At 42.8% G+C, this 14,177-nt stretch carries 8 protein-coding genes; 4 read left to right on the top strand and 4 right to left on the bottom strand.

The window, feature by feature from the left end; all coding sequences use genetic code 11:
• The first annotated feature begins 1 nt into the window (after position 1).
• The 3 genes from AC4IFO_RS16940 to AC4IFO_RS16930 are packed head-to-tail and all read left to right on the top strand — an operon-like array spanning position 2 to position 2,629.
• A complete protein-coding gene (locus AC4IFO_RS16940; protein WP_490736144.1) occupies positions 2-892 on the top strand; it encodes a manganese/iron ABC transporter ATP-binding protein in 891 nt (296 codons plus the stop codon).
• Positions 889-1,770 carry a metal ABC transporter permease gene (locus AC4IFO_RS16935; RefSeq protein ID WP_490736142.1) on the top strand — a complete coding sequence of 294 codons (882 nt, stop codon included), beginning with the start codon at positions 889-891 and terminating at the stop codon, positions 1,768-1,770. The genes AC4IFO_RS16940 and AC4IFO_RS16935 overlap by 4 nt, the downstream gene beginning before the upstream one ends.
• Entirely contained in the window at positions 1,763-2,629 is an 867-nt protein-coding gene (locus tag AC4IFO_RS16930; RefSeq protein WP_430252239.1) for a metal ABC transporter permease, read from the top strand. Before AC4IFO_RS16935 ends, AC4IFO_RS16930 begins: the two co-directional genes overlap by 8 nt.
• A gap of 86 nt (positions 2,630-2,715) precedes the next feature.
• On the opposite strand, the gene AC4IFO_RS16925 is transcribed toward AC4IFO_RS16930, so the two are convergent.
• From AC4IFO_RS16925 to AC4IFO_RS16910, 4 genes are read right to left on the bottom strand one after another with little or no spacing between them, the layout of a single operon-like run.
• On the bottom strand, positions 2,716-4,065 hold the full coding sequence (locus AC4IFO_RS16925) for a hypothetical protein (RefSeq protein ID WP_490736140.1): 1,350 nt from the start codon (positions 4,063-4,065) through the stop codon (positions 2,716-2,718).
• Complete coding sequence (locus tag AC4IFO_RS16920) at positions 4,062-10,355, bottom strand: protein kinase domain-containing protein (protein ID WP_490736138.1); 6,294 nt, start codon at positions 10,353-10,355, stop codon at positions 4,062-4,064. The genes AC4IFO_RS16925 and AC4IFO_RS16920 overlap by 4 nt, the downstream gene beginning before the upstream one ends.
• 15 nt (positions 10,356-10,370) lie before the next feature.
• Positions 10,371-11,000 carry a 4Fe-4S single cluster domain-containing protein gene (locus AC4IFO_RS16915; RefSeq protein WP_490736136.1) on the bottom strand — a complete coding sequence of 210 codons (630 nt, stop codon included), beginning with the start codon at positions 10,998-11,000 and terminating at the stop codon, positions 10,371-10,373.
• Between the two features lie 4 nt (positions 11,001-11,004).
• On the bottom strand, positions 11,005-12,843 hold the full coding sequence (locus AC4IFO_RS16910; protein ID WP_490736134.1) for an AAA family ATPase: 1,839 nt from the start codon (positions 12,841-12,843) through the stop codon (positions 11,005-11,007).
• Between the two features lie 269 nt (positions 12,844-13,112).
• Here AC4IFO_RS16910 and AC4IFO_RS16905 point away from each other — a divergent pair, with 269 nt between their 5' ends.
• Positions 13,113-13,979, top strand: a complete 867-nt coding sequence (locus AC4IFO_RS16905; RefSeq protein WP_490736132.1) for a fructosamine kinase family protein — start codon at positions 13,113-13,115, stop codon at positions 13,977-13,979.
• Positions 13,980-14,177 lie beyond the last annotated feature (198 nt).

Genomic DNA, 14,177 nt, shown 5'->3' with positions numbered 1-14,177 from the left:
TATGAATCACTCTAATCAGTTTGAGCACCCAAATTTGGTCGTTGATGATGCAACCGTGACTTACAACAACGGCCACACCGCAATTTATGATGCGAGTTTTAATATTACGGGTGGCTCCATTTGTGCACTCGTTGGAGTGAACGGTAGTGGTAAATCGACGCTATTTAAAACCATTATGGGGCTCGTCACCCCATCATCGGGTAGTGTCACATTAAATGCTCAACCTATTAAAGCGGCACTAAAAGAGAACGTCATTGCTTATGTTCCGCAAACCGAGGAAGTGGACTGGAACTTCCCCGTTCTAGTATCCGATGTCGTCATGATGGGGCGCTACGGTAAAATGGGTTTTTTCCGTATCCCTAAAAAAGAAGACAAAGATGCTGTGAAGATGGCGCTTGAGCGTGTTGACCTTGCTGGCCTTGAACATCGGCAAATTGGTGAACTTTCAGGGGGACAAAAAAAGCGGGTATTTTTGGCTCGTGCCCTTGCCCAACAAGGTAAAGTATTGCTGTTGGATGAACCTTTTACGGGTGTTGACGTAAAAACGGAAAATGCCATCATCGACTTGCTTCGCAGTTTGCGTGATGAAGGCCATCTCATTTTGGTTTCAACACATAACTTAGGGAGCGTTCCCGAGTTTTGTGACCAAGTCATTTTGATTAATCGTACTGTATTAGCCAGTGGACCAACGGAAACCACGTTCACCCAAAGAAACCTCCAGCAAGCCTTTGGTGGTGTGCTGCGTCACATCAACCTATCAGGACAAGAGCTGCATGATGACGATGACCCACGGTCAATTACTGTTATTACCGATGATGAACGAGCTGCGGTTTTCTATGGACATGATCACGATGCTCCGGTGAGAAAAAACCCACCTAAGGGTGAAGAATGATTGATCTGTTATTAGAGCCTTTTAAATACGATTTTATGATAAAAGCCATTTGGGTGAGTGCCATTGTCGGTGCCGTCTGTGCGTTTTTATCCGCGTATTTGATGTTAAAAGGCTGGTCATTGATGGGAGATGCCCTTTCCCACTCTGTCGTTCCGGGGGTAGCTGGAGCCTATGCATTAGGCCTACCTTACGCTGCGGGGGCTTTTTTTACAGGGATCCTTGCCGCACTTGCGATGACATTAATAAAACATTTAACTCGTCTGCGAGAAGATGCCGTTATTGGCTTTATCTTTTCCACGTTCTTCGCTGCGGGCTTATTAATAGTTTCATTGAACCCAACCTCGGTAAACGTACAAAGTATTATCTTCGGTAATATTTTAGGTATTGCAGACGCAGATGTGCTTCAAGTTGAAATTATTATCGGTGTGTCATTCATCGTTTTATTGTGCTTATGGAAAGACCTTTTGGCCGTCTTTTTTGATGAGAGCCACGCGCGCTCCATTGGTTTAAACCCATTACGCTTAAAAATCATTTTCTTTACGTTATTAAGCGCTTGTACCGTTGCTGCACTGCAAACCGTTGGCGCAATTTTAGTTATAGCTATGGTCGTCACCCCGGGCGCTACAGCCTACTTATTGACAGACCAGTTTAAACGCTTATTAATCATCTCTGTAACCATCGGTACGGTAACCAGCGCAGTTGGCGCGTATATCAGCTACTACCTCAATGGCGCTACGGGCGGACTGATCGTTACATTGCAGACCATTATTTTCTTATTGGCTTTCTTCTTTGCACCAAAGCACGGTATTTTTGCCTCTCGTCGCAAGGCGAAAAAAGAAGTGGCTCGGTTACACCAGCAAGGAGCCTCTCATGAGTGATTTTATTGACTTATTGATGGCCCCCTTCGCCTTTCCATTTATGCAAAAAGCGTTAATCACTGCCATCGTAACAGGCACTGTGTGCGCTATTTTATCTTGCTTTTTAGTGTTAAAAGGCTGGTCACTCATGGGGGATGCCATTTCCCATGCCGTTTTACCGGGGATCATTATTGCTTCTCTGCTCGGTATTCCTTTGGCTATTGGGGCATTCGCTTCAGGGTTATTCTGCGCTGTCGCGACGGGTTACCTCAAAGAAAATAGCCGAATAAAAGAAGATACCGTCATGGGGATTGTGTTTTCAGGGATGTTTGCCATCGGTTTAGTGATGTTTGCCAAAATCGATACCGAGCAGCACCTAACGCATATCCTATTTGGTGATATTTTAGGGATAACCGACAGTGAATTTAAGCAAATTTTACTGTTTGCAGGGATTACCATTGCGATTATCTTGCTAAAACGTAAAGACTTTATGCTGTATTGCTTCGACCCGAACCAAGCACGTGTGATTGGCTTGCCCGTTAAGTTGATTCATTATGGGCTGTTGTCGTTGTTGGCCTTGACCATTGTGGCATCTCTACAAGCTGTTGGGATCATTCTTGTCATTGCCATGTTGATCTCGCCAGGGATTATTGCGTTTGTTCTCTGTCGTAGTTTTGGCAAAATGCTGATCGTCGCCATTATCGCCTCCGTCACATCTAGCGTGATTGGCACTATTCTTAGCTTCCATATTAATGCAACGACAGGGCCAACCATTGTTGTTACTCAAGCCGTTTATTTTGTTATTGCCTTAATCTATAGCAAGTTGGTATTAGCGCGTAAACGGAGCCAAACAAATCCCCAAAGTATGCATACGGCTTAAACTGAAATCATACTCTTATCTAAAAAGGCTGAACTAACTAATTGTTAGAACAGCCTTTTTTAATATTCACAAATTATGCGTCACTGTTATTTACGCAATGTGCGAGGTTGTTGATTTATAACGGTATTTCTCTGCTGCTCTGCGTCTTCCAAATCATAAACTTTCATTTCACCGCTTCCTGCGGGCAATGCACGTTCAACCACCAACTCCGCGTCTGATTGTGCCACGAACTCTTGCAATTGCTGATGCTGACTACACCAAATGGCATCAACATCTTTATCTCGTTGGGTGTCTCTTTGTGAGGATAACGCCACCGTACGTGTTTGAAAGCGGGCTTGTTTTCCGCCCAACTCTAAACCATACCCCGGCGTTGCAGGGTGCCTGACTACGACTTTGCCATCATCCATCCACGCTTTAATATCCGTCTCTTGAACTTGATAGCCCAGCTTACCTAAACCATCTAGCACCACTCTTCTTTGCGCCTCTGCGACAAACGCCTGTTCTGCCAAATTAATTTTTGCTTCTAATTGTTCAGCCAGTGACATCAACACAGTAACTGAACTTGAATGTATTGAAGCTAATGCTTCATCAATAATTTTTGCATTCTCATCATCAGAAAAAATAGCGAGCTCTGCACAAAGCTGTTCGATTTTTTCAACTAACTCAGTGTGTTGCTGGCTTTCTTTCAACTGTTTAGCCAAGATCAAGATGAGTGAATCAGCTCGTAAATGGCGCGGTGAACTTTCATTCATTGCTTGAATTTCAGTAAGCTGTTGCTGTGCGCTTAGTGCTTCAGTCAAACTTCCCACCAGTTTAAGCTTTTCAATCATCAATAAAATTTGCTCACATTGCTTGGCAAACGGCGATAATGGCGCACCGTGCTGCCAAAATTGTGGCACATCTTCAGATTGTGCCTTTAACTGTTCAAGTAATTGATTAGCAAAGGGTGAAAGTTGGCTTTGAACGTCATCTAGGGCAGTGAGAGCGCGGAAAATTAATGAACCCGATGCCTTTTCATTCATCACTTCGCGACTTTCCAGCTCTGCAATTAACTGTTTTTCGGCAGGTAGCTTTTCTCGAACTAACGCTGCTAATGCTTCAAAATTATGTTGGCGGTGCGTATTGGCTCGAGCCACTAGTGCTTGCTGCTCAAGTTGCTGTTCACGAACAGTTTGTATCTCTTGTTTCAGCGTGCCATTAAATTGTGCCAATTCATTCTTCAGCGTAGTGAGCTGACGCGCAGATATTGTGCTGATATCATTCGCTGATAGTTGCTGAAATAATGTGACTATTTGTTCAATACGTGGCTGGTGATACTGTGTTGTATTGGCCATTTTTTGCCATTGCTGGAACATTTTACGCGTCACTGCCAATTGCCGACGGCACTGGATTTCATTCATTTCCCTAACGCTGATACGATGAACTGATGAGCTCATAATTCACTTTCCTGATGTATCGCCCTATTCGTTGAGCCAGTTAAACTGATTGATGCATTAACAATCGCATCTTGTAGTTGCTGTTGCGCTGTCACTCTATCGTTATACCATTCAATAATAGAAACTCGATAACGCTGCGGTATGACACGGCTTAAAATATTGCTTCGCCATAGTTCCCTTGACCTAGCCGTTTGCAACAGTGGATGAGATGGCATATCACACTCAATACCAATTAATAATTGCCCTGTTATCTCATCTTCAATAATACAATCAAAATGAAACACTTCTTTTTGCGTTGATACTGTCACCTGCCAACCATTTTGCTGAATAAATTCAACCACTGAAGTGACAAAGGCACTTTGTTCTACATAGGTATCTTGCACGGCCAGCTGTGTCTGGCACATGCGGTTAAGCAATTTTTGATTTTCGTTTTGTCTCAATGGGTTGCAAGCATCTTTCGCATACGCTAAATAGCCTTGTAAGTAATCCCGCGGGATCTCCGGCTTACGGTAGGTTGTCAGTAAATCGGATATTTCCTCGATAGGCATCGATGACATAATAACCACTTGCTGTCTTGCACGTGTAATCGCAACATTTAAACGTCGTTCGCCCCCAGCTTGCCCCAATACACCGAAGTTACGCCTAAATGTCCCCTGCGCATTACGGCCAAATGTGGTGGAGAATAAAATGACATCGCGCTCGTCTCCTTGCACGTTTTCCACATTTTTGACAAAGAAGGACATATCTTCTTCATCACGAAAGCGTTGGTTTTCTTGTGTGTAGGCGGCCAAAAATTGCTCGTCCTGCTCAGCCCTCAGTCGAATTTGTTGGTTAATCAACGAGGTCTGCTTTTGGTTGAAGGTGACCACTCCCACTGACGGACGCTGCTCGAAAGGAAGTTGCCACACCGTTGCAAGATGCTCAACAACTGCCGCCGCTTCCGCCTCATTACTTTGATTAACATACATACCATTAACCGCCACCAGCTGTAATGGCTTAATTTTACTCACTAATTTGGCTGAAAATTGTGCTGGAATATTCAACCGATTTTCATAAAAAGCAAAATTTGAAAAATTGATCAGTTCCCGATATGCCGAACGATAATGAATATCTAAGGTGTGAACTGGCAATACGGTACGCGCCAAATGTAGCAAATCAGGGCAATCACTAATTTGCCGATAATCCCATTCTTCATTCGCATCGATTTGCTGTTCATCCACCTCATCCTCAGTGTCCTCAGTGTCCTCTTCGACCAGTTTTCCTGTGAAGAATTTAGAAGGCGGCATTTGCTTTTCATCACCACTAACAATCGCTTGTTTCCCCCTAAACAAGGTAGACAATGCAAATTCAATGGGCATTTGCGACGCTTCATCGTAAATCACACTATCAAACATTGCCGCTTGCAATGGTAGGACTTGGCTTGCTACATCTGGTGTCATCAGCCAAATCGGGCGTAATTGCATCAAACCAATTTCACGCCCTTCGTTAATAAATTCCCGTAAACGGCGCGCCCTTGGCCCTGCAAGGCGCGTAATTTCTTCCCATTCACGGCGGCTTCCCATTTGAGACAAATCATAATTGCGTGTTAGTGCCACACGGTTAAAGAGTTGCAGTTCTTTTTGTGCCTGCTCAAGTTCGGCTAAATCCGCCATAAATTGCCGACTATTGGCTGAAAGTGCCGGTAATTTAGCCTCAAATTGACTTTTCACAAAATGATAGAAACCGTAGCTAACGGTCTGTATTAGTGCTGCAACCCAATCTTTTTGGTGATTGTTTTCATGAATATATTGTGTGATGACAGGGTGTAATACCGCTAAGGTTTGCCAATGTTGTGGCGTAAAATTGGCAGTTTCCTCTCTAAATAATTGATACTGAATCAACGAATTTCTTTTCTCAGCAATTTGGACTAGTTCATTCGTAAATGATTTTCCTTCATCAATTGCCTGTTGGAACCGTTCAATCGTTTGTGATGAAAAAACAGGTGCAATTCGCTCTAATTGGCTCTCACTTTCTACTCTTGCTTTAAACTTTGTCATTGCAGATTGAATTTCATGGCACTGGCGTTCAAATCCAAACTGCTGTTTCTCGATAATAGCAGGTAAAAAATGGGAAATTTCAGGGTATTGAGCCAATAACTGGCTCGAACTCTCCACCCATTTTAATTGTTCAATTAACTGAGGTAATCCAGTTCGCCAACCTGGCTGAAGTTCCATACCAATCAATTGATAAATAGGTATAATTTCTTTTTCAAGTAAGCGCCATTGTTGCTCTACACCTATCGTTTTATGCAATACAGCCAAGCTATCCTGATTTAACCCACTTTCAGCCATAAATTGCTGTAGCTGATTATGGCGACCATAATAAAACGGGTTGAAAAATCGTAACCAAGACCCCTGTATTGACTCCGTTGTTGCACGGGATAATTCCGCTAATTTTTTCGATTCTATTCCCTTAAATAACGGGAAAAGTAGTGAATCTGTATTTGCCTCATCAATCATTAATAAGCGTTGATAACGCTGTTCTAATTGTTCAATGACGGTTTTGCCCGTCGTGACTGAACCGTGCAAATCGATAAACAACGCTAACCACTGGGATAAACTTTGCCATTGTGCTGGCGTTTGTTGGCCAAAATGTGACGTTAACTGCGCAAGAATACGTTCATGGTTTGTCAGTTCAGTGAGTGTAATACCGTGATAATCGGATTGGTAAGCCTGATCACGTTGCTTTTCCACATCAATAAATAATGTAATCTGTTGATTAAATAACAGATATTGATGCTCGTTCACAGAAAACTGCGCTAATGCTTTTAATGGGCTATTTTCATAATCTAATTGCCACCATATTTGGGCATGCTGTTTAATGTCATCGAGAAGTTGGGCTAATTTAGGTTGATTAAACTCTGTAAATACTTGAACTAACGCATCATCATTGATATTCAAACGCTCTAAAACGTCCACCTGAATTAAACTGCTTAAAATCTGTTTATAAGATAACTGCCAATGGGTATCGACATCATTGAGGGCATGGTAATAAGCATCCAATTTTTGCTCAAAAAGCTGTACTCGGCTAAATAAACGGGTGCGTTCTGCTTGCCAATCTTGTTCAAATAACGTGCTACTTTCTTTATTCCACAGTTGCTCAATTTGTTCACGCACCGCCAAAATAACCTCACGGTTTTTTTGGTTCTGACGAATAAGCTGCGCCCTATCACCTAAACCATTAGCCACCAATCGCTTGTATACCACCTCAAGTGCCGCAGGCTTTTGGCATACCACTAACACGGTCTGTTGATGGCCTAATGCATCGGCAATAAGACTAACAATCGTTTGGCTTTTCCCTGTTCCCGGTGGCCCTTCAATCAATAGCCCTGTTTGTTGTTGCGCGGCTTGAACAACACGCTCTTGAGACGGATCGGCAAGGGATAACGCAAATGGGCTCAGGATATTTTCGGGATTAACAACACGTTCCGGTAAACTTGCTGAGCTGACTTTAAGTAAGGTAGACAATGCTGTTTGCGCAATGGACATATTGGCTATTTGCTGTAAGTCACCACTCATTGCCTGACCAATAAATGACGTGTGGAATAGCACTGCCGAGCAGGCAACCTGTGCATAGTTTTCTTCTACAGGATCAGTTAACGAAGGCAATGGAAGTAACTGCGTACCTTGTATTGGCAACAGTGCAGACAGGCTTTCCATCATTTCATCAATGGTCACCCCAGCTTTTGATAACAAAGCGTCTAAAGCACCCTGCCACTTACTTATTTCGGGGATCCCCACAAAGCTCGCTAACGCAGGGTTAAGGCGGACGGCACCTCGCTCGTGGTCAAAATTTAATTGAATAGGGCTTTGCTGAGCAATCGCCGATTGCATTGAAATTGGCCATAAAAATAACGGCGCAATACGGGGTTTAATTTGATTAGGCTGAGTATTCAACACTAAAAAAGGAAAGCCCAAATACATGCCATTAATACCCGTATCCCGTTGATACAATTGCGTATCTGCTTGTAGCATTCTTAAGCGGGTATTCACGCCTTTACGCTGTAGCAGCATATCGCTATCAATGGTCATCAACCCTTTTTTGCGGTTAAGTAAGTGCTCCAATAACGCACTTGCACTGCGAAGCGTACTATCACACTCCGTTAAATCAATGCGTCCTGTATTTGGCGTTAAACGCATGCGAACTAAATTGCCTCGCTGCGTCACCGCGGTTAGTTTTTGGTTAAAAAAGCGTAAGACTTCAAGCACATACTTTTGTGATTCAGGGACTTGCCAGTGCTCTATTGGTATCGCCAGTAGCACGAGTGTTTTCTCTAGCGAAAGCCTGCGCATCAATAAAAACTGGTCAACCCAATTGTCTAAAACAGCCAACCCGACACGTTTGAAATCACTCACTCGCTCGCTAAGTTGTAAATACAATGCCTTACGTGTTAATGAAAGCTGCATTTTGGCCATTTCATGATCAAAATTATCAATATCATTTTGTTTAGCGAGCTCAAACGCCTGCTCAATCAATGTGTCTAATGAAATAAACTGGCCAATATCCGCACTCAATAGCAGAATGTAATCAATCTCTTGCGGATTTTGCTTATCAAATAACCCTTGTAAACTTTCATTATGGGAATCAGGAAATTGCGCATGTAAGAGCTCCCACCTTGCAGATAATTGATTGATTGAAGTAATCAATAAATACAAACGCAAGCTTTCTTCATTTAATAGAATATTGAGTTGGTGGGCTCGCTCTCGCACCAAACATTGGCGATGATAAAGCTGCACTAGCCAATGCTGGGGGTCGATATCTTGAATGTATCGATTAAGCGGCTCGCTAATCAGTGTAAAAGCTAAACGGGGATTTTCTAGCAGCCATGCAGGCGTGATGATCTCACCACGGTAAATTAATGGGATGTTTTCATTGATAATTTTTAAAGCAAAAGTCAGCTTAATTTCATTGAGATTTTCTTGCTGGAAGTCGCTATCTAGCAATGTTTGTAGTTTCGTTAGTTGTTCGTGGCTGTTTTCAAACTGCACTAGCCACGAACTAACTTCACCCCGCAATAAAAGTAGTAACGCATCATCCCAATGGTTCGCTTGTGCTGCCACCAATGCAAATACGTCTGGTTGTTGGAATTGCTGTCCCGCAAACGTCAGCGTGTGGAGATGGCTTTGTCTATCGTTTTTTTGACTTTGTGGAGCTTGCTGGGGTTTTCCTTGTAGCCACGCTAAAACCTCTGGCCACTGCCAACGTAAGAAACGGTCTCTGCACAATAACCCGCGCAATAATAGTTGGATATTAGCAGGTAAATCTTCTGGTAAATCAACGCCATTAGTCATTACTTGGATAAGAAAAGCATTATCTTGAATATGGTCGAAACACCGCCCTTGGGTCAGTTGTTCTAAGAGGATAATCCCGAGACTCCACCAATCGGACGCTGCACTGACACCACCAGCAAGAGTTTCAGGCGCTGAATAACGGGAAATATCCAGTGGCGTAACAATATCAAGGTCAAACTCAGATAAACAGGCAGAACCATATTCAATCACTACAATATCAAGAGGATGGCGCTTGCGAATAAGCAAATTAGCGGGGCTCAAATTACGGTGTCGTAACCCATGCTCCGCAAATGCCGCGATTGCCTGCCCCATTTCATCTACAAGTTTAGGAATTTCATCTGCCTGCCAAAATTCACCTTGCTGGATAAACTGACTTAGTGACCCGCCCTCAAGCATTTCAGTGACATGCCATGCGCGGTTTTCAAAGCGGCCATACTCATAAAACTCAGGAACATGGTCTGTTGGAATGCGTTTAAGGACTTGGTAAACCGCGGGATCAGGCTCCTCTCCCTTTTGGTAGAGCGTCAGTACGCCGTTTTTTTCTTCAGTACAATGCGTAACGAAGTAGCGTTCACGGGGGCTATCACTGCCATTAATTCGTCTTTCTAAGCGCCAAGCGCCTATCTGCTGATGGGGTGACGACAAAATCTCAATGACTGGCTCTGCTGCAACATCCGCCCCACACTCAAGACAAATAAAATCATCTTCAGCCATAAGGTGACCATTTTCACAATGACGCTGTTGGTGATTTTGGGTTTCACCATTATTGCCAAAAGGGGCTTCAACGGGGCTAGTTTGTTGTACTTCAGGGCGCCACCCTTCAGGATGAATAGGCTCAAGCGTTAAATCCCAACCGCAAAGTTGTAAACTTCCTTGTTGTGTTTGAGTTTGCCCTGCACAAAATATTTCAGTTAACGGCCGTTCTGTTAAACAATGCGGGCAAAAGCGTATCATCGTCATCCTTCTCTCTCGTTACTATTTTTTGAGTTGTTTTAAGGTGTTATCTTGTAGGGCAAGGAGGTGACTTAACCGTTGCATATCGCCTCGTTCAGGGATCCCCGCCAGAAATAGCCGCCCTTGCTCATCAAAGGCTAAATCCAGTTTCTTATCTTCTGGCATTGCAACACGTTGATATTGTTTAAATAATGACTTCCCAAGCGGTGTTAGAAGATGAAGCTGTTGATTATCACTGCCCCTTAACATTAAAGTTTGCGGCATTTCGACGTTAAATGGCTCACTGATCAATGCATCTATGTAGGGGGACATTTGAGCAACGCTATCTTCAATCACTCCCCATTCATAGCCGCTATATACTAGAATATTTCCTTTAAATCGCTGTTTTATTTCACGTAATAATGTGAGCAAGGCGTCTGGTTGCTCAAACGGCTCTCCCCCTGAAATGGTAATGCCATCTGCGTATGGTAACCATTCTTGGACTTGGTCAATTAATTGTGTCACTGTGAAATGGCTGTCTTTAACTTGCCACGTATCAGGGGATAAACACCCCTTGCAACGCAGAGAACATCCTTGAAACCAAATACCAATCCGTTTTCCCGGCCCTAAAGTTGTGACAGGAAAATGAATACGTGAAACACTAATATTCATTAGGTTAATTGCCTACTGCGGTTAACGTAACTTGTGCATTTTCACCCATCTGAATCGACGTAATTTGATAAGCACTATTGGCTTGTATGTCTTGGTCGAAAATTGCTCTCGATAATGGGTTAATCAAATACATTTCTAATTGATTACGTATTCCACGCCCACCATTGGACAAATCTGCCAAACAGTTAATTTTTAACGCGTCTTTAGCTTCCACAGATATTGAAATAGTCAAAGACTGTTTTTCTAAGCCTGACAATATGTTATCCACCATTTGCTCAAAAATTTGCTCAGCAACATCAGGGCGGATAAAGTCAAAAACAATGATATTTTCCCCTATGCGATTGAGCAATTCTGGGCGGTTAAGTACCAGTTTAAAATGGCGCTCTATTTCATTTTTCACATTGCGCGTCACGGTTTCAAATGGCTCATGAGGTTGGACATTTGCCACTCGCTCGCCACTAGCGTCTAAGCGATAAATACCGAGGTTAGACGTGAAAATAATTAATGCTTCAGAAAAATAAACGCGATCGCCGCGCCCTGACGTTAATACACCATCATCGATAATCTGTAAAAACTTATCCATTAAATGGGGATGGGCTTTTTCGATTTCATCAAACAAAACCACACTGAATGGCTTTTCGCGGATTGCGTTAGTTAATTCACCCCCTGAATCATACCCAACGTAGCCAGGAGGGGCACCAATCAGTCGTTGGCCTGCATGTTCAGCACTAAATTCTGACATATCAAAGCGGATATACGCACTTTCGTCACCAAACAGTAATTGAGTCACCGTTTTAGCCAATTCTGTTTTCCCAACACCCGTTGGCCCCGCAAGAAATAATACGCCACGAGGGCGCCCACCTTTATTGCTACCGACACCCGTCATTGCCCGTTTGATGATATCCAATAAATGTGTGACAGCATGCTGTTGCCCTTTTACTCTGCGGGAAATCACTGCTGGGGCATGATGAATTTTTTGCTTATCAATCTTTTTCCACGGGTCTTCCGTGATCCCGACTTTGTATCGACGAACCGCATCGCTAATACTGGTTGCTGGCACCTGTTCGATACGCGCCAACTGCACAATGGCAGTTAAATCCAGCAGCAACAGCCCTTCTGTTTCATCTATAAAATCATTAATTAATGAGGATTTATCAGCTTCTGCTAAGCCATTAAAATCCGCCAACGAAGCCAATAGACTAGGTGCTAACAAACGGCGTACTTGGCCATCGGGTTTAGCAACGGGAATGGCTCGAATACGTGGGTTATTCACCACAAACCAATCAGGTAAATCCGTTTCTTTTTCCACTATCCAAAAAACGGTATTAAAAAATGGTTGATTTTGATCCCCTGCAGGCCTTGCCTTTCCTTGGTGTGATGCAACAAGTGCGCGGGTAAATAAACTGTGTTCTGCGGACGTAAGGTTATCGCGATGAGAAATTAAACAAGAGGCAAAGTCGATACATAAGGCAGTAGGCTGTTGTTTATCATTAATCAACCGCTCAAGCAGGTGATTTAACATATCGATACCACCCGCCGCTTTACCCTCAGCAACATTTAACCCTAGTCGTTGCATAACAGCATCCGTTTCTTGGGTGTTATGTGCAGGGTTTGCTAAACATTGAAAACCGACCAAGGGTGTATAAGTCAGCACATATGCATACCCTGCTTTAAATAAACTATTAAATAACGATTGGTTAAATGGCAAAGGTGTCACAATGGAAGGCGCAATTTCACTGGCTTGTAAATCACGTACATTGCCGAACAATACAAACTGACTTTTCAGCGGAATAAATCGCAATAAGTCCCTTAACCAACGTGGATTTTGAAAATCAGTGTGCATAGTTTTCCCTTGTTATTTAACTTTTTTGCAGTTTACCTGAATAAGCTGAGGAACGCGCTGGCATATCACTATAACAAGAAAATATCTGAACATTCTCAATTTGATAAAAAACCGCTATCTTTAGGTTTGCAGCAATTTATTTTTACTCATAAAACTCTTAAATAATTATTTCGTGATAGGCGCTTCTTTTTAAACAATTATCACTGTTAATTCCTAAACTGTCGCTATAGTATTGTGTTAATGAAGACCAAAGCAGAGCGAGGTGAGTCATGTGGCAAGCAATGTGTCGTTTATTAAGTGAACACTTAGGTGAAGCGGAGCTGCGTAACAAAGTCATTCTCTCTGGTGGTGATATTCACCATACGTTAAGAATTGACTATGGCGAACACACCGTATTCATTAAACAAAATCGGCGTGAGTTTCTACCGTTATTTAAGCAAGAGGCTGAACAGCTAGAAATGCTCGCCAAAAGCCAAACCATTACCGTTCCCAAGGTATATGGTGTCGGCAGTAATAAGCACCATAGTTTTCTGCTTCTCGAATACTTCCCTTTAAAACCATTTGATACCACCAACGCTTGGCACTTTGGCCAGCAGCTTGCCCGCTTACACCAATGGGAAGAGCAACCTAGTTATGGCTTTGATTTTGACACCATGCTCAGCACTATTATCCAACCAAATGGCTGGGAAAAACGCTGGAATTCATTCTTTGCAGAAAAACGTATTGGTCTTCAATTACAATTAGCGTCTGAGAAAGGCATGGTATTTGGTGATATTCAGCAAATTGTCGATATTGTTAAAAATAAATTAGCCGGCCATCAACCTCAACCCTCTTTATTACACGGCGATTTATGGCCTGCTAACTGCGCCATTACTCAACAAATTGATGGTGTTCTTTATGATCCAGCATGCTACTGGGGTGATAGAGAGTGCGATATTGCAATGTTACCTTTATATAAAGATATTCCTATTCAAATTATCGATGGTTACCAAAGTGTTTGGCCGCTTCCACAAGGTTTTTTAGATAGACAACCCATTTACCAATTATATTTTTTACTCAATCAAGCGCATATTTTTGGCAATGAGCAAAGCTATCTACACGCCCAAAAGATTATTGATTCGCTATTAAAGGAATAATCAGGAAGGTCATAAAACGAGAATAACTTGGGCCACCTCTATAAGTCGGTGACCCAAGCCGCCGAATGAATCCAACAACTCTACAGTTTGAAGTATGACCAACATTTAATTTTCTAAATAGTTCCTATTATGCGTAGGCATCAAGTGCCGCTAATCGCTAGGAGCATACATAAGTATGTGACTAGCGTTAGCAAACGA

Source organism: Providencia sp. UF-224 (genome assembly GCF_058245955.1).
Note: the sequence above shows the minus strand (reverse complement) of the source record. Positions and strands in the feature narration are given on the sequence as shown.